The 18,951-nt window shown below is 62.8% G+C and carries 22 protein-coding genes; 17 read left to right on the top strand and 5 right to left on the bottom strand.

Translation table 11 applies throughout. The features are described from left to right. The first annotated feature begins 138 nt into the window (after positions 1–138). The 16 genes from CKO27_RS03010 (at position 139) to CKO27_RS02935 (ending at position 11,776) form a co-directional block, all read left to right on the top strand. Positions 139–570 carry a DUF29 domain-containing protein gene (locus CKO27_RS03010; RefSeq protein ID WP_200373388.1) on the top strand — a complete coding sequence of 144 codons (432 nt, stop codon included), beginning with the start codon at positions 139–141 and terminating at the stop codon, positions 568–570. 36 nt (positions 571–606) lie between these two features. Further along, complete coding sequence (gene bchZ / locus CKO27_RS03005; RefSeq protein ID WP_200373387.1) at positions 607–2,058, top strand: chlorophyllide a reductase subunit Z; 1,452 nt, start codon at positions 607–609, stop codon at positions 2,056–2,058. An 855-nt stretch (positions 2,059–2,913) separates the two neighbouring features. Beyond that, positions 2,914–3,057, top strand: a complete 144-nt coding sequence (pufB, locus tag CKO27_RS03000) for a light-harvesting antenna LH1, beta subunit (protein WP_007039479.1) — start codon at positions 2,914–2,916, stop codon at positions 3,055–3,057. Between the two features lie 87 nt (positions 3,058–3,144). Then, positions 3,145–3,339, top strand: coding sequence for a light-harvesting antenna LH1, alpha subunit (gene pufA, locus CKO27_RS02995; protein WP_200373386.1), 195 nt, complete (start codon positions 3,145–3,147; stop codon positions 3,337–3,339). Positions 3,340–3,456: 117 nt separating this feature from the next. Continuing rightward, positions 3,457–4,293: a photosynthetic reaction center subunit L gene (gene pufL, locus CKO27_RS02990; RefSeq protein ID WP_200373385.1), complete on the top strand. Its 837-nt coding sequence runs from the start codon at positions 3,457–3,459 to the stop codon at positions 4,291–4,293. A gap of 16 nt (positions 4,294–4,309) precedes the next feature. Then, positions 4,310–5,281, top strand: coding sequence for a photosynthetic reaction center subunit M (gene pufM / locus CKO27_RS02985; protein ID WP_200373384.1), 972 nt, complete (start codon positions 4,310–4,312; stop codon positions 5,279–5,281). Further along, a complete protein-coding gene (pufC, locus tag CKO27_RS02980) occupies positions 5,278–6,372 on the top strand; it encodes a photosynthetic reaction center cytochrome PufC (protein ID WP_200373383.1) in 1,095 nt (364 codons plus the stop codon). The genes pufM and pufC overlap by 4 nt, the downstream gene beginning before the upstream one ends. A gap of 164 nt (positions 6,373–6,536) precedes the next feature. After that, positions 6,537–6,683: a light-harvesting antenna LH1, beta subunit gene (gene pufB, locus CKO27_RS02975; RefSeq protein ID WP_200373382.1), complete on the top strand. Its 147-nt coding sequence runs from the start codon at positions 6,537–6,539 to the stop codon at positions 6,681–6,683. Between the two features lie 86 nt (positions 6,684–6,769). Next, positions 6,770–6,904: a light-harvesting antenna LH1, alpha subunit gene (gene pufA / locus CKO27_RS02970; RefSeq protein ID WP_164453631.1), complete on the top strand. Its 135-nt coding sequence runs from the start codon at positions 6,770–6,772 to the stop codon at positions 6,902–6,904. A 136-nt stretch (positions 6,905–7,040) separates the two neighbouring features. Beyond that, positions 7,041–7,181 (top strand): light-harvesting antenna LH1, beta subunit, encoded by a 141-nt coding sequence (gene pufB, locus CKO27_RS02965; RefSeq protein ID WP_200373381.1) that lies wholly within the window; start codon positions 7,041–7,043, stop codon positions 7,179–7,181. Between the two features lie 86 nt (positions 7,182–7,267). Then, a complete protein-coding gene (gene pufA, locus CKO27_RS02960) occupies positions 7,268–7,456 on the top strand; it encodes a light-harvesting antenna LH1, alpha subunit (RefSeq protein ID WP_200373380.1) in 189 nt (62 codons plus the stop codon). 82 nt (positions 7,457–7,538) lie between these two features. Beyond that, positions 7,539–7,967 (top strand): secondary thiamine-phosphate synthase enzyme YjbQ, encoded by a 429-nt coding sequence (locus CKO27_RS02955; protein WP_200373379.1) that lies wholly within the window; start codon positions 7,539–7,541, stop codon positions 7,965–7,967. 3 nt (positions 7,968–7,970) lie between these two features. Beyond that, entirely contained in the window at positions 7,971–9,326 is a 1,356-nt protein-coding gene (locus CKO27_RS02950; protein WP_200373378.1) for a RuBisCO large subunit C-terminal-like domain-containing protein, read from the top strand. Further along, a complete protein-coding gene (gene idi / locus CKO27_RS02945; RefSeq protein WP_200373377.1) occupies positions 9,323–9,895 on the top strand; it encodes an isopentenyl-diphosphate Delta-isomerase in 573 nt (190 codons plus the stop codon). The genes CKO27_RS02950 and idi overlap by 4 nt, the downstream gene beginning before the upstream one ends. Before the next feature lie 88 nt (positions 9,896–9,983). Beyond that, the gene (gene lipA / locus CKO27_RS02940; protein ID WP_200373376.1) at positions 9,984–10,958 is read left to right on the top strand and encodes a lipoyl synthase; all 975 of its coding nucleotides are present in this window, start codon (positions 9,984–9,986) and stop codon (positions 10,956–10,958) included. Next, a complete protein-coding gene (locus CKO27_RS02935) occupies positions 10,955–11,776 on the top strand; it encodes a YdcF family protein (protein ID WP_338115857.1) in 822 nt (273 codons plus the stop codon). Before lipA ends, CKO27_RS02935 begins: the two co-directional genes overlap by 4 nt. 38 nt (positions 11,777–11,814) lie before the next feature. Here CKO27_RS02935 and CKO27_RS02930 read toward each other — a convergent pair whose 3' ends face one another. The 4 genes from CKO27_RS02930 to CKO27_RS02915 form a co-directional block, all read right to left on the bottom strand. Continuing rightward, positions 11,815–12,849, bottom strand: a complete 1,035-nt coding sequence (locus tag CKO27_RS02930) for a M14 family metallopeptidase (RefSeq protein WP_200373375.1) — start codon at positions 12,847–12,849, stop codon at positions 11,815–11,817. A gap of 99 nt (positions 12,850–12,948) precedes the next feature. Continuing rightward, positions 12,949–14,370 carry a glutamate-cysteine ligase family protein gene (locus CKO27_RS02925; RefSeq protein WP_200373374.1) on the bottom strand — a complete coding sequence of 474 codons (1,422 nt, stop codon included), beginning with the start codon at positions 14,368–14,370 and terminating at the stop codon, positions 12,949–12,951. Between the two features lie 111 nt (positions 14,371–14,481). Further along, entirely contained in the window at positions 14,482–15,159 is a 678-nt protein-coding gene (gene murU / locus CKO27_RS02920) for an N-acetylmuramate alpha-1-phosphate uridylyltransferase MurU (protein ID WP_200373373.1), read from the bottom strand. Then, positions 15,156–16,973, bottom strand: a complete 1,818-nt coding sequence (locus CKO27_RS02915; protein WP_200373372.1) for a SulP family inorganic anion transporter — start codon at positions 16,971–16,973, stop codon at positions 15,156–15,158. The genes murU and CKO27_RS02915 overlap by 4 nt, the downstream gene beginning before the upstream one ends. Positions 16,974–17,223: 250 nt before the next feature. Here CKO27_RS02915 and xthA point away from each other — a divergent pair, with 250 nt between their 5' ends. After that, complete coding sequence (gene xthA / locus CKO27_RS02910; RefSeq protein ID WP_200373371.1) at positions 17,224–18,042, top strand: exodeoxyribonuclease III; 819 nt, start codon at positions 17,224–17,226, stop codon at positions 18,040–18,042. Positions 18,043–18,103: 61 nt separating this feature from the next. Here xthA and CKO27_RS02905 read toward each other — a convergent pair whose 3' ends face one another. Continuing rightward, on the bottom strand, positions 18,104–18,898 hold the full coding sequence (locus CKO27_RS02905; protein ID WP_200373370.1) for a DUF2272 domain-containing protein: 795 nt from the start codon (positions 18,896–18,898) through the stop codon (positions 18,104–18,106). Between the last annotated feature and the right edge of the window lie 53 nt (positions 18,899–18,951).

Here is an 18,951-nt window from a genome sequence, read left to right as displayed (position 1 = left end):
TCCGCTGGTCTTCAAAAGCATTGTTCTCGATTGATTTGGTTTTTTTTGCCACCGCGTCCCGCACGGTCTCTCCAGGCTTCACCATCATTCGCGGCGCTGTCGTCTTGGGTCTATCACTGGATCAGGTTCCGCTAATCAATGCGTACCCTATATAACGATGACATCATCGCTTGGGCCAATGAGCAAGCCGCGCTCCTGCGCGCGGGTCGCTGGTCGGAGATTGATGTCGCGCATATCGCCGAGGAGATCGAGGACGTGGGCAAGAGCGAGCGGCGCGAACTGGCAAGCCGGATGGCCGTTCTTCTGGCGCATCTGCTCAAGTGGCGATATCAACCAGGACGGCGTGGATCAAGCTGGCAGCGGACGATCCGCGAACAGCGCCGGGCCATTGGCGCGCATTTGCGCGAGACGCCGAGCCTCAAGACCGCGCTCGCCGATCCCAACTGGTTTGAAGGCGTGTGGGCGGACGCGGTCGCCAAGGCAACCGACGAAACCGGCCTCGACGTGTTTCCGCACGACTGTCCCTGGACGCTCGAACAGGTTCTTGGCCCGGACTTCTATCCCGAATGAGAACCGACTGATTTCGAATCGAGAGGAATTTCCCGAATGCTGATCAACGACCTCGACCGCGCGGGCGGTTACTGGGGCTCTGTCTACGCCTTTTCCGCCATCAAGGGCCTGCAGGTCATTATTGACGGCCCGGTGGGCTGTGAGAACCTGCCGGTCACGGCGGTTCTGCACTATACCGACGGGCTGCCCCCGCACGAGTTGCCGGTGGTGGTGACGGGTTTGGGCGAGGAGGAACTCGGCCAGAGCGGGACCGAACAGGCCATGCGTCGGGCCTACCGGACCCTCGATCCGACGCGCCCCTCGGTGGTGGTGACCGGCTCGATCGCCGAGATGATCGGCGGTGGCGTGACGCCCGAGGGCACCAATATTCACCGCTTCCTGCCGCGGACCATCGACGAGGATCAGTGGCAGAGCGCCAACCGCGCCATCTACTGGCTCTGGACTCAGTTCGGTCCGAAGAAGGGCGTCGTCCCGAAGCGCAAGCGGGCGCCTGACTCCAGGCCCAGGGTCAACATCATCGGCCCCATGTACGGCGTCTTCAACACCCCGTCCGACCTAGCGGAGATCCGTCGTCTGGTCGAGGGCATCGGGGCCGAGGTCAATATGACCTTTCCGCTTGGCAGTCACCTGGACGACGTCGCCAGGCTCGCCGAGGCGGACGCCAATATCTGTATGTATCGCGAATTCGGTCGCACCCTGTGCGAGGCGCTGGAGCGTCCCTATCTTCAGGCGCCCATCGGGTTGCACAGCACGACCAAGTTCCTGCGCGCGCTCGGCGAGATGCTGGAGGTGGATCCCGAGCCCTTCATCGAGCGCGAGAAGCACACGACCATCAAACCCATCTGGGATCTCTGGCGCTCCGTCACTCAGGACTTTTTCGGCACCGCCAGCTTTGGCGTGGCCGCGACCGAGACCTATGCCCGCGGGTTGCGACACTATCTGGAGGACGAGCTGGGCCTGCCCTGCCACTTCGCCTTCGAGCGCAAGAAGGGCGTCAAGCCCGACAATGACATCATCCGCAAGACCATTCACGAAAAGACCCCGCTCATCGTCTTCGGCAGCTACAACGAGCGCATGTATCTCGCCGAGATCGGTGCGCGCGCGACCTATATCCCGGCCTCCTTTCCAGGGACCGTCATCCGGCGTCACACGGGTACGCCCTTCATGGGCTATGCGGGTGCCACCTATCTCGTCCAGGAGGTCTGTAACGCCCTCTTCGATGCCCTCTTCAATATCCTTCCGCTCGGGACCGATCTCGATAAGGTCGATCCCACGCCAGCGCGCATGCACCGCGAGCTGCCCTGGGATGAGGAGGCACGTACCCTGTTCGACCGGATCGTGGATTCGCAGCCGGTGTTGGTGCGCATCTCCGCCGCCAAGCGGCTGCGGGACGCGGCCGAGCGGGCGGCGCGGACCGCCGGAGAGGAGCGGGTCACGACCGAGCGTGTCAGGCTGACGCAGGGGATGCTGGCCGCGGGCGCGGCATAACCTCTCCCTTTCAGGCGCGCTCCAGCAACGGCTGGGTCGATTTCCCGAGCGATCGGGATGTCCAGTGACACGGCCGTCTACCGGCCGTGAGTCCTTCCTTCCCGCTATCAGGCGGACCTGTCCCGGTTCCATCCCAGTCCTGGCCGAAACCAGGATTCAGCGACAGCCCATAAGAAAATTCCGATTTCCTGACGCGGCTCAATTCTAGCCCTGTCTGGCTCTGTCCGGCGCGAAGCTCCTTGTGTCACGATGAGTCGACCGTGAACTTCGTCACGATTTTGTCTGGGCTTGACGAGCCTATGCCGCTCAGCAATAGGGGCGTTTGGTCGGGGCTTCCTTGATCCGGGAGTCCGAGAGTGTCGGGGTTGGTCGGTGTGGGGCAGGTATCGGAAGGGGCTCTCTCGCCACCTGGATGAAGGCTTCCAGGTCTTCCCGGCTCCTCGACCTGTCATCGATCAGTTAGCGCTGAAAACAGGTGTAAATGTAGATTGACATTCGTGTCAGTCAAGCTAGACTGACACAACGAATCCAGGCACCCATAAGACGAATAGTGAAGCGTCCCAGGGTCATGGCCGGGGCAGGATCGCCCCTTCATGGAAGACCTCGGAAAAGCGTCTCAAAAAGGGGCTGGATTTAGCAAGGTACCACCCGACCAAGCGTCGCGGCCTCGGTGGATGCAAGGGAAGGGTGATTGGAATTTCGTGAGTCCCTGAGTGGGGCTCATTCGATGGGAACATGCCCGTGTGCACCGGGTGATTTCTCGGTCGCGGTCGCTATCGGCCGGGACGATCCCAAGCCGCACGGGCTAAGTGCGGCATAACTTAAGACTTATCTCCAGATTCGGAGGATTAAACGATGGCTGACAACACCAGCATGACCGGTCTGACCGAACAAGAAGCACAAGAGTTCCACGGCATCTTCGTGCAGAGCATGACGGCCTTCTTTGGCATCGTCGTCATCGCGCACATCCTTGCTTGGCTGTGGCGCCCCTGGCTGTAATCGTTTTGGGTCAAGTGTGGGCCACGCGCAGCGTCCCATGCCGCTGAATTGAGCCCATTTCAAATTCACTCTAGGAGAACAACTACGATGTCACCCGACCTTTGGAAAATCTGGCTGCTGCTCGATCCTCGTCGCATCCTGATCGCTGTTTTTGCCTTCTTGATCGTTCTTGGTCTCGCTATCCATATGATTCTGCTGAGCACCGCTGAATTCAACTGGCTCGAAGACGGTGTTCCGGCCGCTACGGTCCAACAAGTGACGCCGGTTGTCCCCCAAAGGTAATCGCGTCCTTGACGGGGGTGGCGAGTGGGGTTTGTCCGCCAGGTAAGCCCCACCGTCCGCCGAGGGTGCTAAGAGGAGGTGGCCTTCCAGGGTGCCTCCCCAGCAGAGGATATTACGATGGCCATGCTCAGTTTTGAGAGAAAATACCGCGTCCGTGGCGGGACGCTGATAGGGGGAGACCTATTCGACTTCTGGGTGGGGCCGTTCTACGTCGGCTTCTTCGGTGTGTCGAGTTTCTTCTTCGCCTTGCTGGGAGTGCTCCTGATCGTTTGGGGCGCGACCATCGGTCCAAACGTCGAACTCCAAACCTACAATATCTGGCAGATCAGCATTGCTCCCCCCGATCTCAGCTACGGCCTTGGAATGGCGCCGCTGACGGAAGGCGGGCTCTGGCAAATCATCACGTTCTGCGCCATTGGTGCCTTTGTTTCGTGGGCGCTAAGGGAAGTCGAGATCTGTCGCAAGCTTGGTATAGGCTTTCACATTCCATTCGCCTTCGCTTTCGCGATCGCGGCTTATCTGGTTCTTGTGGTTGTCCGTCCGATCCTGCTCGGCGCTTGGGGTCATGGTTTTCCGTATGGAATCCTAAGCCACCTCGATTGGGTCTCCAATGTCGGGTATCAGTTCCTGCATTTCCATTACAACCCGGCTCACATGCTTGCGATCACCTTCTTCTTCACCAACTGCTTGGCGCTGTCGATGCACGGCTCGCTGATTCTCTCGGTGACGAATCCTCAAGAGGGAGAAGAAGTCAAGACCAGCGAGCACGAGAACACCTTCTTTCGCGATATCGTCGGCTACTCCATCGGTGCGCTTGCCATCCATCGGCTGGGTCTGTTCCTGGCTCTCAGCGCGGTCTTCTGGAGCGCGGTCTGTATCGTGATCAGCGGCCCCTTCTGGACCCGCGGTTGGCCGGAATGGTGGAACTGGTGGCTTGAGCTCCCGCTCTGGTAGGATCTAGGAGACTACAATGCCCGAATATCAAAATATTTTTAACAGCGTCCAGGTGCGCTCCCCAGCGTATCCAGGGGTGCCGCTGCCAAGAGGCAGTCTGCCGCGCATCGGTAAGCCCATCTTCTCCTACTGGCTTGGGAAAATTGGCGACGCGCAGATTGGTCCAATTTATCTCGGCTTTACAGGCACCCTGTCGTTGATCTTTGGCTTCGTCGCCCTTTTCATCATCGGCTTCAATATGCTGGCGTCGGTTGACTGGAGCGTGATCCAGTTTGTCAAGCATTTCTTCTGGCTGGGTCTCGAGCCTCCGGCGCCGCAGTACGGACTAAGCATTCCTCCGCTTAGCGAGGGTGGCTGGTGGTTGATGACTGGTTTCTTCCTGACCATGTCAATCATTCTCTGGTGGGTGCGTACCTACAAGCGCGCCGAAGCCCTGGGTATGAGTCAGCATCTGTCCTGGGCCTTTGCCGCAGCGATCTTCTTCTATCTGAGTCTGGGCTTCATTCGTCCCGTCATGATGGGGAGTTGGGCGGAGGCGGTGCCTTTCGGTATCTTCCCTCACCTGGACTGGACGGCGGCCTTCTCGATCCGTTACGGTAATCTGTACTATAACCCGTTCCACATGCTGTCGATCGCCTTCCTCTATGGTTCGGCCCTGTTGTTCGCCATGCACGGCGCGACGATCCTGGCCGTCAGCCGGTTTGGTGGTGACCGCGAGATCGATCAGATCACGGATCGCGGCACGGCAGCCGAGCGCGCGGCGCTCTTCTGGCGCTGGACCATGGGCTTCAACGCCTCCATGGAATCGATCCATCGCTGGGCTTGGTGGTGCGCGGTGCTGACGGTCATCACGGCCGGCATTGGCATCCTGCTGACCGGGACCGTGGTCGAGAACTGGTACCTCTGGGCTGTTAAGCATGGTGTCGCTCCGAGCTATCCGGTCGATGTGATGGTCCAAGACCCATATGCAGCGGGGGCGCCACAATGAATCTCGGAAAGCAAGCATCAATTCCCCTAGTCGCCGTGGTTGCCTCCGTGGTGCTTTTGGGTTGCGAGCGTCCGCCTCCGGAAGTCGTTCAGGCTGGCTATCGCGGCTTGGCGATGGAGCAGAACTACAATCCTCGGCTGCTTGAGGCAAGCCTCAAGGAAAATATACCACCGGAAGCGATTCCGGCTGCCCCTCCAGGTGGCCCAAAGGTTTCGGAGGTATACCAAAATGTTCAGGTGCTGAGTGACCTGAGCGTGGCCGAGTTTACTCGCACAATGGTTGCCGTGACGACTTGGGTGTCTCCTAAGGAAGGCTGTAACTACTGCCATGTCCCAGGGAATTGGGCGTCGGACGATATCTATACCAAGGTCGTTTCTCGGCGTATGTTCGAGATGGTTCAGCAGACCAATGCGAACTGGAAGAATCATGTCGCGGTTAAGGGTGTGGGTGTCACCTGTTATACCTGTCACCGTGGAAATCCCGTGCCCAAGTACGTTTGGGTGACGGATCCAGGCCCGAATCAGCCTTCCGGGGTGAAGCCGACCGGCCAAAACTACGCGTCTTCGACGGTGGCTTATTCGGCGTTGCCTTTTGATCCCTACACGCCTTTCTTGGATCAGGCAAATGAGATCCGGGTGATTGGGACCACGGCTTTGCCTGCCGGTAACAAAGCGTCGATCAAACAGGCTGAGTGGACTTACGGCTTGATGATGCAGATCTCCGACTCGCTCGGTGTCAACTGCACCTTCTGCCACAATACACGGTCATTCTTCGCTTGGGATCAGAGTACGCCTCAACGGGCAACGGCTTGGTTCGCCATCCGCCATGTTCGCGAGATGAATCAGGACTACATCTGGCCGCTTAATGATGTGCTCCCGGCATCGCGCAAGGGGCCCTATGGCGACCCCTTCAAGATCGGTTGCATGACCTGTCATCAGGGTGCCTACAAGCCCCTTTACGCGGCACAGATGCTGAAGGACTACCCGGCTCTGCAAGGTCCGACAAAGGCGGCGGCGCCCGAGGCGGAAGCGGCACCGGCCGTGGAGCCAGCGCCAGTCGAAAACGCGGTACCCGCCGCGCAAAAGTTGTAGCCAGAGGATAAGTACCGGTAGGGAAGCCTGTCAGGCGCTGGAACGGACTTCGGCGCCATGTGAAATACCCGCGACGGGAGCTTACAGGCCGCGTCGCGGTCGTTGAGAATGGCGAAGAACCGAATCGTGAAAGCCATCCTGACGATGAGTTGAGGAATGATCCAATGGCTAGCGAGAACCGCTCGATGTCTGGACTAACCGAGGACGAGGCCAAGGATTTCCATGGCATCTTCGTGTCCAGTTTCGTCGCGTTCACGGGGATCGTCGTCGTCGCACACATCCTCGTGTGGTTGTGGCGTCCTTGGCTGTAATAATGGCCTAGGGTATTGACGTTCGTGACCAAACGGGCGCATGTTGATATGACATCGCCCACCTCATATGAGACCGGAGAATACACATGCATAAAATTTGGCAGATCTTTGATCCGCGTAGAACCCTGGTTGCTCTGTTCGGGTTTCTGTTCGTGTTGGCGCTGTTGATTCACTTCATTCTGCTCAGCAGCCCAGCCTTCAACTGGCTCAGTGGTTCCTAATAAAACCACGCTAGGGAATAGGCGGCGTCTAGATACACTTAACCCGTGCTCTTAGACGCGCCATCATGACCCCAGCCGCGGGGAACCGCGCGGTAACGACCGACAAGGTCAAACAGAATAGATTGAGGGTATTTCAATGGCTGATAAGAGCATGACCGGACTGACCGAAGAAGAGGCGAAAGAGTTCCACGCCATCTACATGCAGAGCATGACCATGTTTTTTGGGATCGTGATCATTGCGCACATTCTTGCGTGGCTCTGGCGTCCCTGGCTGTAATAGCCAAGTTTCCGCCTAGCGGCGGACATAAACGGGAGGCCGGCTCAAACACCGGCGTCCCGTGTTATGATTCAGGAGACATCTAGATGCATAAGATCTGGTTGATGATCGATCCGAAACTAGCCTTGATTGGCTTGGCGGGCTTTCTGCTCGCGCTCGCGCTGTCGATTCATTACATATTGCTGGTCAATTCTTCGTATTACGATTTCCTGCAGGGCCCACCGATTTCACCGGAGGCCGCCGCCAAGATGACCCCGTTACCGTCTGGCAAGTGATTTTCGCGGCCGAGGGAGTCTGCGGGCGGGGGAGTGACGATACACCTCACCCCGCCCGTTTCCATTAGGGCGTTCCGTCGATATGCGAATCCACTGCGAGCCTCTGCGTTTGCGAACCGCCGCGCCGATCGAGATCATCGATATCTCGGATCAAGTCAGGCAGGTTTTCGCCAGTCACCCGATCAAAAACGGACAGGTGACCATCACTTCGGCGCACACGACGGCCTTTCTCGCGCTCAATGAGCGAGAGCCGGAACTCCAGCGGGATATGCTCGATTTTCTCCGGGGACTCGCCCCGCCCGATAGCGGTTACCGTCACGACCGGAACCCGGTGGACGGAAGACCCAACACCCATTCCCACTTGATCGGTCTGTTCATGAATGCCTCCGAGACGATTCTGGTCGCCGACGGCAAGCTCCTGCTGGGTGAGTGGCAGTCGATCTTCTTCGTCGAGTTGGATGGTCCTCGCCAGGAGCGCGAGTTCCGAGTCCAAGTGTCTGGTGTGATCTGAGCGATGACTGATGCCGACTGGGCGGGATTCCGCGCGGATGAGCGTTCGCTGGACCCTGACGCCTATATTCTGCTCGACTACTATCTGGAGTGCGAAGGCGATCCCGAGCGGGCCGCGCTGCACTTTTGCGCCGAGCAGTCCACCGCGCAATGGCGGCGGGTCGGCTCGTCCGAGGATCTGCGCCCACGCTTCGGCGCGCGGCTCGTCGATCTCCAAATCCTGGATCAGGAACGCCCTGGCTTCAGTTATGAGGTTGGACGCGGGCGCGTGCCGAGCGTTTCGGCCTGTCGTGTCAGAATCGCACATCCGCATGGGAACTTTGGGCCGCGACTGCCGAATCTTCTGAGCGCCGTTTGCGGGGAAGGCACCTTTTTCTCGCCAGGTGCGCCAATCGTCAAGCTTTTGGATATCCATTTCCCGGACGCCTATCTGGAGTCCTTCGAGGGGCCTCAATTCGGGGTCGAGGGATTTCGCGAACGTCTCCAGATCCATGATCGACCGATCTTTTTCGGTGTGATCAAACCGAACATCGGGCTTCCTCCCGAGGACTTCAGCGAACTCGGTTATGAAAGCTGGCTGGGCGGGCTGGATATCGCCAAGGACGATGAAATGCTGGCGGATACCGACTGGTGCCCTCTGGAGCGGCGGGCGTCGCTCTTGGGCGCGGCACGTCGGCGCGCCGAGGCCGAGACCGGAACTCCGAAGGTCTATCTCGCCAACATCACCGATGAGGTGGATCGGCTGGTCGAATTGCACGACCTCGCGGTATCGAGGGGAGCCAACGCCCTGCTGATCAACGCCATGCCGGTCGGGCTCAGCGCGGTGCGCATGCTGCGCAGGCAGGCGCGCGTGCCGCTGGTCGCGCATTTCCCATTCATCGCGCCCTTCAGCCGCCTGGCGGGGTTCGGCATCCATACCCGCGTATTCACCAAGCTTCAGCGTCTTGCCGGCTTCGACGTCATCATCATGCCGGGCTTCGGGGAACGCATGCATACCTCCGATGACGAAGTACGGGATGCGGTGAACGCCTGTCTCGCTCCGATGGGGCGCATCAAGCGGAGCTTGCCGGTGCCGGGCGGTAGCGATTGGGCCGGCACCTTGCGTCCGCTTTACGAGAAGCTCGGGACCATCGATTTTGGCTTCGTTCCCGGACGGGGGGTTTTCGGTCACCCGATGGGACCGCGCGGGGGTGCGGCTAGTATCCGGCAGGCATGGGAGGCCATCGTCGCCGGTGTTAGTCTGGAGGATCAGGCCTCGCGTCATCCGGAACTGCGCGCGGCGATCGAGGCCTTTGGCGGATCGCCGACGGTGGCGCCAACCAAGACATCAAACGGGAATGGCAGCGGAGGTGAATCTTGAGTGCCCAAATCGTCCCGCCACTGGCTGCGGAAGATCTGGAACGCGCCTCGCGGCGTGACGCGCTGGAGCAAGTGATCCTCGTCGACGATCAGGATCGCGCCATCGGTGAGGCGGGCAAGCTCGATTCTCACCGGCTCGGTCAACTGCATCGTGCCTTCTCGATCCTGGTATTCAATGCCGATGGCGATCTGCTATTGCAGCGGCGCGCGGACAGCAAATATCACTTCGCCTCCCGCTGGTCCAACAGTTGCTGTGGCCACCCCAGACCGGGAGAGTCGACCCCGATGGCGGCGGGGCGACGGTTGCGGGAGGAGTTCGGGATTCGCGTGCCGCTCACCGAGCGGGCGGAATTGGTGTACCGTGCCGAGGATCAGGAAAGCGGGTTGATCGAGCACGAGTATCTGCACGTTTTTCACGGCGTTCACACGGGTGATCCGCGTCCGGATCCGACCGAAATCGGCGCCTGGCGCTGGATGTCGCTGCCGGAGATCAACCGTTCCCTGCGGCTGCATCCGCACTGGTTCACGCCCTGGTTCAAGCTGCTGGTGGAGCGCCTGCTCGCGCGCTGAACCCGAGGGTCTGTCGATGGTCCGATGGAGCACCCCGGCGCCACTTCTGACGCACGGCTAGAAGCCCACCCTGTCGCGAAGGTCTCCCATGTCCGATCGAACACCCCTGAACGCGCCCTCGCGCGCGACCCCGGATACCCACCAGCGCGGCCGGGACAAGCTCTCGCGCCTGCCGGTCAAGGTCGAGACCGGGACGGCGATTCTGCCCAAGCCCAGTTGGATTCGCGCCAAGGCGCCGGTCGGACCTGGGGTTGCCCGGATCAAGAAGCTGCTGCGAGAAAGCAAGCTGGCCACCGTCTGCGAAGAGGCCATGTGCCCGAATCTGGGCGAGTGCTTCAACCAGGGCACGGCCACCTTCATGATCCTGGGCGACGTCTGCACCCGTCGCTGCCCCTTCTGCGACGTGGCCCATGGCCGTCCGGTGCCCGTCGATCCGGACGAGCCGGGGCATCTGGCCGAATCGATCGCGATCATGGGCTTGCGCTATGTCGTCATCACCTCGGTCGATCGCGATGATTTACGCGACGGTGGGGCCGGTCATTTCGCCGACTGTCTGCGTGCCGTTCGGGCCCGGACTCCAGACACCCGACTCGAAATACTGGTGCCCGATTTTCGCGGACGGGAGGCCGTCGCGCTCGCGCGGTTCGGTGACGACGCCTTGCCGGATGTCTTTAATCACAACCTCGAGACCGTCCCGCGACTCTACCGGGAGACGCGGCCCGGAGCGGACTACGCGGGATCGTTGCGGTTACTCCAGTCGTTCAAGGCCAGCCAACCTAGTATCCCAACCAAATCCGGGATCATGCTCGGGTTCGGCGAGACGCCCGAGGAAGTGCTGGCGGTCATGCGCGATCTGCGCGCGCACGGCTGCGACATGCTGACCCTTGGGCAGTATCTCCAGCCATCGCGCGATCATCTGCCGGTGCGTCGCTACTGGACCCCGGACGAGTTCGATGAGTTGCGTCGTCTTGGAGAGGCCATGGGCTTCTCCAGTGTCGCGAGCGGGGCCATGGTGCGCTCGTCCTACCATGCCGATCGTCAGGCCGACGAACTCCTGCGGTGATCCTTTACGCCGTTCTCAAAAGCCTCCTGATGCCGCCCGGCATCATTCTGTTGATGCTGCTGGCCGCCTTTTGGCTCGCGCGTGGCGTGCTGGCTCGGCTGTTCATCTTCACCGCCCTGAGCCTGCTCGCCCTGATGAGCCTGCCGCTGGTCGGCACGGCCCTGATGCAGCCACTGGAGATCCATCCGGCCATCGGCCCGGACCCCTCGTCCGTGCCGCCGGAGGCGCGGGCGATCGTGATCCTGGGGGCGGGCGTCCGGAAGCGGGCGCCCGAATACGGAGGCGATACGCTCGATGACGCGAGCTTGCGCCGGGTGCGCTACGGCGCCTTTCTGCATCGCGCGACCGGTCTTCCGGTCTATGTGACGGGTGGTTCGCTACCCGGCGAGCAAAGCGCGGTCGCTTGGCTCATGGCCGACGTACTCGAGTTCGAGCATGGGGTCGCGGTGGCCGCCATCGAGCCCGCCAGCCGCACTACGTGGGAAAACGCCGCCTTCATGGCCCCCTTGCTCGATCAGGATGGGGTGACGCATGTTCTGCTGGTGAGCGATGCCTGGCACCTGCCGCAGGCGGTCGAGGCGTTCGAGCGGGCCGGGATCGAGGTCATACCCGCGCCGACGGCCTTCGCCCATCATCCGGGTTGGGCCCGCGAACTCAGCTATCGCGACTGGCTGCCGTCCGCGAACGCCTTTCAGGTGAGTTACTCCGCGATCCACGAGCACCTTGGCCGGGTCTGGTACCAGATCCGTCGGTTGACGGCCGAGTCGCCAGACGTCGCCGACGGGTCAAGTCCAGTGGCGACGCCGGATCAGGGCTGACCGCCGAGCGCCATCGTCCGGCTGGGCGCTCGTCCTCTTCAGGCGCTCCCTGGCAGATGCTCGCCATAGCGCTCCATCAGATAGCCGAGGCAGTCCTGCCGGATCACGGTCTCGTCGCGCGTGAGCATCGAGGGCATCACCCTCTGGCGCAGACGCAGTTCGCCTCCTTCAAGGCCGAAGTAACGGGAGCCAACATCCAGCCCGAGCTCATCGATCACCGCCAGGACCGCGCCGCTCCCCGTCCTCACTCGCGCGAAGGCGGTTCCCCTGGCCAGCTCACGGAAGTTCATGCGTTCAAGCTCCGGATCCAGCACCAGATCCCCGTCCGCCGGCGCGAAGGCGAAGGACACATCCTCTGGGATCTTGACCTGCGCGACGGTGTGAAAGAGGTCGATGTCGCGCGCCGGCAATGGGTGCTCGGGGATGTCGGTCAGATGCAGCGCGGCGTCGATGAGCCGCCAGGCATGCTCGATGCCTTGCTGCTCGCCGACCTTGCCGCATTCCACGGTCACGGACGGACACAGCTCGGCCATGGCCATCGACTGCACACCAGCGGGACGAATGAAGTAGACGACCGTGCGACTGAATAGGGTCGCCAGATGCAGGAAGCGGTTGTCGAGTCGATTGACGCAGGCGTAATGCGGATTCAGCCCGGTATTGTTGTGCAGATCCAGGCTCGCGAAGACCCGCCGTTCCGACAGGATCTCCACGACCCGGCGCATGAGTCGGTGCTCGATCGTCGGCGCCAGTTGGGATCCGGGCCAGACGCGATTGTAGTCCGGCTGTCCTGGAAGGCGTCGAACGCCGCTCGCGGCGGCGGTGACATTGCCGATGAACAGACTCAGGGCACGCGGGAGACGCAAGTCGCCGAAGCGGGCGCGCCGTTCGAGCAGTAGACCGCGGATCGCATCCCAACCGACGGTCTCGTTGCCATGCATCAGGACGGACACGAAGAGCGCCGGCTCGCGCGCACCTGCGAGATGGATCAGGGAGGGAGCCCCGAGCCGGTCGGCCAGGTGGCGGCTGTTGGTCTCCAGGAGACCCTCGGGTAGGCCGTCATATTCTTGCAGCATGGTGAATAGGCGAATCATCCGGGCGGAACGAGGGCGTCTTGGCATGGCGCCCGGTCTGGGTCGAATGTGCTGGGCGAGGTTCGCCTCGGGTAGCGGCCCTCAATCCCAGGTCCACTCATGGACGGGGCGTCCACTCTCTTGATGCGAGAGATAGGCCGCCGTCAGAGCCGCCATGTCCGGCCCGTTTCGCCGCACCCAGTCGCGCTGCCAGCACGCCCCGGTGCGCCCCGTCGTCAGGCGTCGCTCGACGATGCCGAGCCAGTGGTCGATCTCGGTTGGGTCGACGCCCAGGTCGGTGAGCCCCTCCTGGGCGCGCGGGAGCAAGTCGTCCCCGATGATCCGGGTGACTGGATGCGACTGGCCATCCAACCAGGGGATGATAGCCGCCAAGCCCCGCCGGGCACAGTTGTAGAAGCCGTTCTGCGCATGCAGAAACATCAATCTGGACTCCGGTGGCGGCTCGTCCCTCATCAGATTGCGCACCAGGCCGAAATAGAAGGCCGCGTTCGCGATCAAGTCCGGTACCGAGGGACCCGATGGTAGCACCCGATGTTCGATCCTGAGATGCGGGCGCCCATCCGGCTCGAAACCAACCAACGGGCGGTTCCAGCGCCAGATGGTGCCATTGTGCAAGCGAAGATGGGCGAGCCGCTCCGGTGGCTCGTCCATCAACCGTGGCAGCAGGATCGGGTAGCGGTCGAGGTTCGCCTGGAAGGTCTCCATGAGCGAATGCCGGGCATAGCGGAAGCCGAAGCCGACCCGCTCCTGCAGCGCCGAGCTATTCACGGAGACCGCCTGTTCGAACAGCGGGATGCGGGTTTCGTCCCAGAGGTCGTGACCGAAGAAATAGGGCGAATTGGCCCCGATCGCCACCATCGGCCCGCTGACGATCTTCGAGGCGTTGTAGACCCGGACGGCCTGGTCGGGTTGGACCTTGAGATGGAGTTGAAAGGAGGTCGCTCCGGCCTCCAGCATGACATCGTGCCAGACCAGTTCCAGGCGGTCGCGCCCCTCGATCCGCGGCATCAGCGGCCGTCCGTGCCTGAGGGCCAGAACCTGCTCGTTGAGGGCGCGATAGCGCTCGCGCGGGGTCATGAACGCGAGCGTGAGATGTTCCGTTCGCACCGTGGGCAGGATGCCGATCATGGCCAGCCGGATATCCAGGTGTCTGGCCGCCTGCTTGGCTCGGTTCAACGTCTCGGTCAGCTCGCTGGCCAGCCGCGACAGCGCTTGGCCACGCGGATGGGTGAAGTTGCCGTTGAATTCGATATTGAAGGTCGCCAGTTCGGCGACCACGAGCGGATCGGCCAGTCGCCGCAGCAGATCCTCGACCCGTGGCGCCGGGTCCATGTCCGGCTTGACCAGCCAGGCCTCCAGCTCGAACCCGATGGTCGGCTCTCCCGCATCCAATGCGCCGTCCCTGAACCAGGTTTCGAGCAGCCGCGTCTCCTCGCGCAGACGCGCCGAAAACCTGGAAAAATCCCGTTCGGTGAACGGCGAGGCGGCGATGTCCTGGCCCATGCGCGCTTCCCCCATGCTCTTTGGTCGGCCCTCTGGCGAGGATAGAGCATGGGGGTGGTCGCGGGCTTTGTCACCCGCTGGATTTGTCCTTTGGGGTGTGGAGTCCTCGGATCAGCCAGGCGGGAGGACGCCTTGACTCAAGTCGCGATCCAGTTCGGCGAGCCGTTCGGGGGTTCCGATATCGAGCCATCGTCCCCGGTGGTGCTGGCCGCCGACCCGCCCATCCGCCATGGCCGTGCGCAACAGTGGGGCGAGCGGAAAGGCGCCCGCCTCGCAGCCCGCGAACAACTCCGGCCGATAGAGCCCGATGCCGCTAAAGGTCAGGCGCGGGGATCCGTCCGGATGTACCCGTGTCCCGGTCAGACGGAAGTCTCCCTTGGGGTTGTGGGTCGGGTTGTCGACCAGAACCAGATGGGCCAGGTCGCCCTCGGCCAGATGCGGCGCTCCCAGATCGATGTCGGTCCAGACATCGCCGTTCACCACCAGGAAGGGCTCGGGGCCGAGCAGCGGCAGCGCCTTGAAGATGCCGCCGCCGGTTTCCAGCGCCCGCGCCTCGGGCGAGTAGCGGATCCTCACCCCGAAACGCGCGCCATCGTCGAGCGCCTGCTCGATCTGCTCGCCAAGATGGGCATGGTTGATGACCAGGTCGCGGATGCCGGCCGCCGCCAGCCGCTCGATGTGATACTGGATCAGCGGTTTTCCGCCGGCCTGGAGCAGCGGTTTGGGGTTGTGGTCGGTGAGCGGCCGCATGCGCTCGCCGCGCCCGGCCGCCAGGATCATCGCCTTCATACGCCCTTGCACTCCTGGAAGATGCGCTTGTCGCAGGTGGCGCAGATCGATTTGTCCAGCTTCTGGAAGATCGCCCGCACGGCGGCGGTCTTGGACTGGAAGACATTGCGCGCCCCGGTCGCGTCCAGGCAGCCGCATTGCTCCAGCGACTCCCACAGCCCCTGCTTGACGTTGATCAGATACATACCGCCGCCCGCCTTGCGGCGTTGCTCCGCCTCGTGCGTCAGCGTGTGCCCGCCCTGGAGATCGACGAAATTGATCCCGTTGCAGATCAGCGCCAGGTGTTTCTGCTCCGGGTGCTCGGCGCGCAGCCGGTCGAAGAACTGCTCGACGTGCGCGACCGAGCCGAAGAAGAGCGAGCCGTCGATCCGCACGATACGCAACTGCGGGCACTGCGTGACCTCAGGGTTGCTGGAGAAGGCGTGCTTTGGCAGGCGCGGGTCCGGGGCCATGCTGACGATACGCGGCTTGGAGGTGCGGTCGAGATAGATCACCAGCGACAGCATGACGCCCGCGAAGATGGCGAACTCCAGCTCCAGGAAGATCGCCGAGAAGAAGGTCACCGCCAGCACCCCGGTCTCGCGCTTGGAGGCGTGCAGGATGTGGCGGATCTCCTTGAAGTCGATCAGACCCCAGGCGACCAGGAAGAGCACGCCGGCCATCGCCGCCTTGGGCAGATAGCTCGCGTAGGGCGCGACCAGCAGCACGATCGCCATCAGCATGAAGGCGGCGAAGATGGACGCCAGCGGGGTACGCGCGCCCGCCTCGTAGTTGACGCCGCTGCGGTTGAAGGAGCCGGTCGCCACATAGCCCGAGAAGAAGGAGCCGGCGATGTTGGACAGCCCCTGACCGATGAACTCCTGGTTGCCGTCGATGCGATAACCCCCGCGTGCCCCGAGCGCCCGCCCGATCGAGACCGCCTCGGTCAGCGCGAACAGGGTTACGGCCAGGGCGGCGGGCGCCAGTTGGCGGATATGGTCGAGCGTCAGCGAAGGCGCGGAGAGCGGCGGCAGGGTCGCGGGCAGCGCCCCCACGTTGGCAATGCCGGTCTGTGCCTCGCCCAGCCAATCGTTCAGCCCCAGCGCCACCAGACTGCCGGCGAGCATGGCCACGATCATGTAGGGGATCTTCGGGAGCCAGCGCTTGCAGGCGATGCCGATCCCCAGTGTCGCAACAGCCACCAGGGTGGCGCTGGGGTTGATCTCCAGCACATGGCTGCCGAACTGGAGCAGGATGTCGTGCAGGTGCCCGCCGCTGTCCATCTCGATGCCGAAGAAGTGCTTGAGCTGCTTGGCCGCGATCAGCACGGCCGCGCCAGCGGTGAAGCCCACCACCACCGCGTGCGAGATGAAGTTGACCAGTGCCCCCAGGCGCGCGAAGCCCAGGGCCAGCTCGAACACGCCAACCATGAAGGTCAGGGTCAGGGCCAGCATGACATAGTCAGGCGAGCCCGGAGCCGCCATCGCCGAGAGCACGGAGAAGAGCACCACCGAGGCGGCCGTGGTCGGCCCGGAGACCAGATGGCGCGACGAGCCGAACCAGGCGGCGATGATGGCCGGCACCATGCTGGCATAGAGCCCGTACTCCGGCGGCATCCCGGCGATGGTCGCGAAGGCGACGCCCTGGGGCAGGACCACGATGGCGCCGGTCAGCGCCGCGATCAGATCGGCGCGGACGTCAGCCGGGCCGACCTTCAGCAGCCAGGTCTTGTAGGGGGTTGTCCAGGACCAGTCGAGCGAGCGCAGGACCTGTTTGGAAAGATCGAGCGGATGCTGATTCTGGAGCGAATGCTGGAGCGAACGGATAAGCTTCATGAGGCGATGGCGGCCTGGCGATGGGGGGAAGGGCGGGAGCCGGGGTCTCGGTCTTTGGACGGGGCGCCGCCGCTGCCCGGGCGGGCGCCCCGCGATCATTGGGCATATTAATAAAGTCTCATGGATATGGCCATGGCGAGGGCGCTATCGGTTGCCTTCCGCTCCACCCGGCCGCGATTTGCCAGGGTTTGGACGCCCCGACACCTCGTGCTAGCCTTCCGGGCATTCGACTCCAGGGAGACCGTCCAGCGTGCTCAAGATCGTGTCATTCAATGTCAACGGGATTCGTGCCCGGCCGCACCAGATCGAGGCCCTCAAGGCGGCGCAGGATCCTGACATCCTGGGACTCCAGGAATGCAAGGTCGCCGACGATCAGTTTCCGCTCGAATGGACTCATGGGCTCGGCTATGCGACCCGGATCCATGGTCAGAAAGGCCATTACGGCGTCGCCCTGCTCAGCAAGGTCGAGCCCTCGTCGGTGTTCAAGGGTCTTCCGGGCGATGCCGAGGAGGCCCAGCGACGCCTCATCACTGGACGCTATCCCTTGCCGGACGGAGACGAGTTGATCGTCATCAACGGCTATTTCCCACAAGGCGAGAGCCGCGACCATCCGGTGAAGTTTCCCGCCAAGGCGAAGTTCTACGCCGACCTGCTGGACTATCTGCGCGGGTCGTTCACGCCGGATCGGAAGATCGTGGTCCTCGGCGACATGAACGTCGCGCCCCTGGATCTGGACATCGGCATCGGCCCCGATAACGCCAAACGCTGGCTGCGCACCGGCAAGTGCAGCTTTCTCCCCGAGGAGCGCGAATGGCTCAAGGCGATTACCGATTGGGGCCTGACCGACGCCTATCGGGCGATCCACCCGGAGACGGCGGATGCCCTCAGTTGGTTCGATTATCGCTCGCGCGGCTTCGAGCGCGAGCCCCGGCATGGTCTGCGGATCGACCATCTCCTGATCTCGGCGCCGCTTCGCGAGCGTCTGGTCGACGCCGGAATCGACTACGCGATTCGCGGCATGGAAAAGCCCTCCGATCACTGCCCGGTCTGGATTCGGCTCGATCTCTAGGCCGTCTCGGGCGGGCAACGATGGCCCAGGAACCATCCGGGTCGGCGCGGGGCGGCCCCGATCAGAGCCGATTCTGCAGGATGATGAACCAGGGGCGCCGGGGCACCGGCTGCAAGCGTCCGTTGGCGTCCAGTTCCAGACGGCTCTTGGAGACCGAGTTGCGCACGTTGCCGCCGACGACCTCCAGGGTCCGGCCGGTCTTGGCCACCACCAGATCGCAGTGGGCGCTGACGCCATGCAGCATGCTGGCGGTGGTGTAGCCATTGACCGTGGCCACGCGGGCGATACCGCGAGAGGCGCAGACCAGATCGCCCGGCTCGGGACTGTAGTCGGCGAGACGGCGCGGGATGAAGTAGCGCCCCGGCAGACTGACCTCGTCGATCAGGCTGGCGAGATAGACCCAGTGGGCGGAGTCGCTTCGGAACTGGCTCTCCGGAACGCCCGATGAGCGCATGATCCAACTGATGAACGCGGCCGACCAGGGCTTCTGGCAGTCTATCCCGTCGAGCCCAGGCTTGCCGACGGCGCGCCAGTAGAGGTTCACCCGTCGACTCTGTCGCGGGCCGTCGTCTTCCCAGTCGCCGACATGCGGGATGCTCTCTTCCGATCCCTTGAGTATGACCAGTTGTCGGCCGAAATAGGTCCATTCCTGCTCGGCTCTGGCCAGGATGGTCCGTTTGAGTGCCGGATTGGGGACGGGCGGTGCCCCGATGGGGCGACCGGCCCAACTCGCGAGGCCGGCCTTGCCGCCCCCCGGTTCGGTCGGTGGCGGGGTCGCGCAGGAGGCCAGCGCCAGGCTGGCGAGCGCCATCATCAGACGCATGGGCCTTAAACGAACGCGGGTGGATAACGACATGAAACGGACTCCTTCCGCTGGCGGCGCCGGGCGATGGGATGGACGGCGCTTGA

Source organism: Thiocystis violacea (genome assembly GCF_016583575.1).
GTDB lineage: Bacteria > Pseudomonadota > Gammaproteobacteria > Chromatiales > Chromatiaceae > Thiocystis > Thiocystis violacea.
This window is presented reverse-complemented; position numbering and strand designations above follow the sequence as displayed.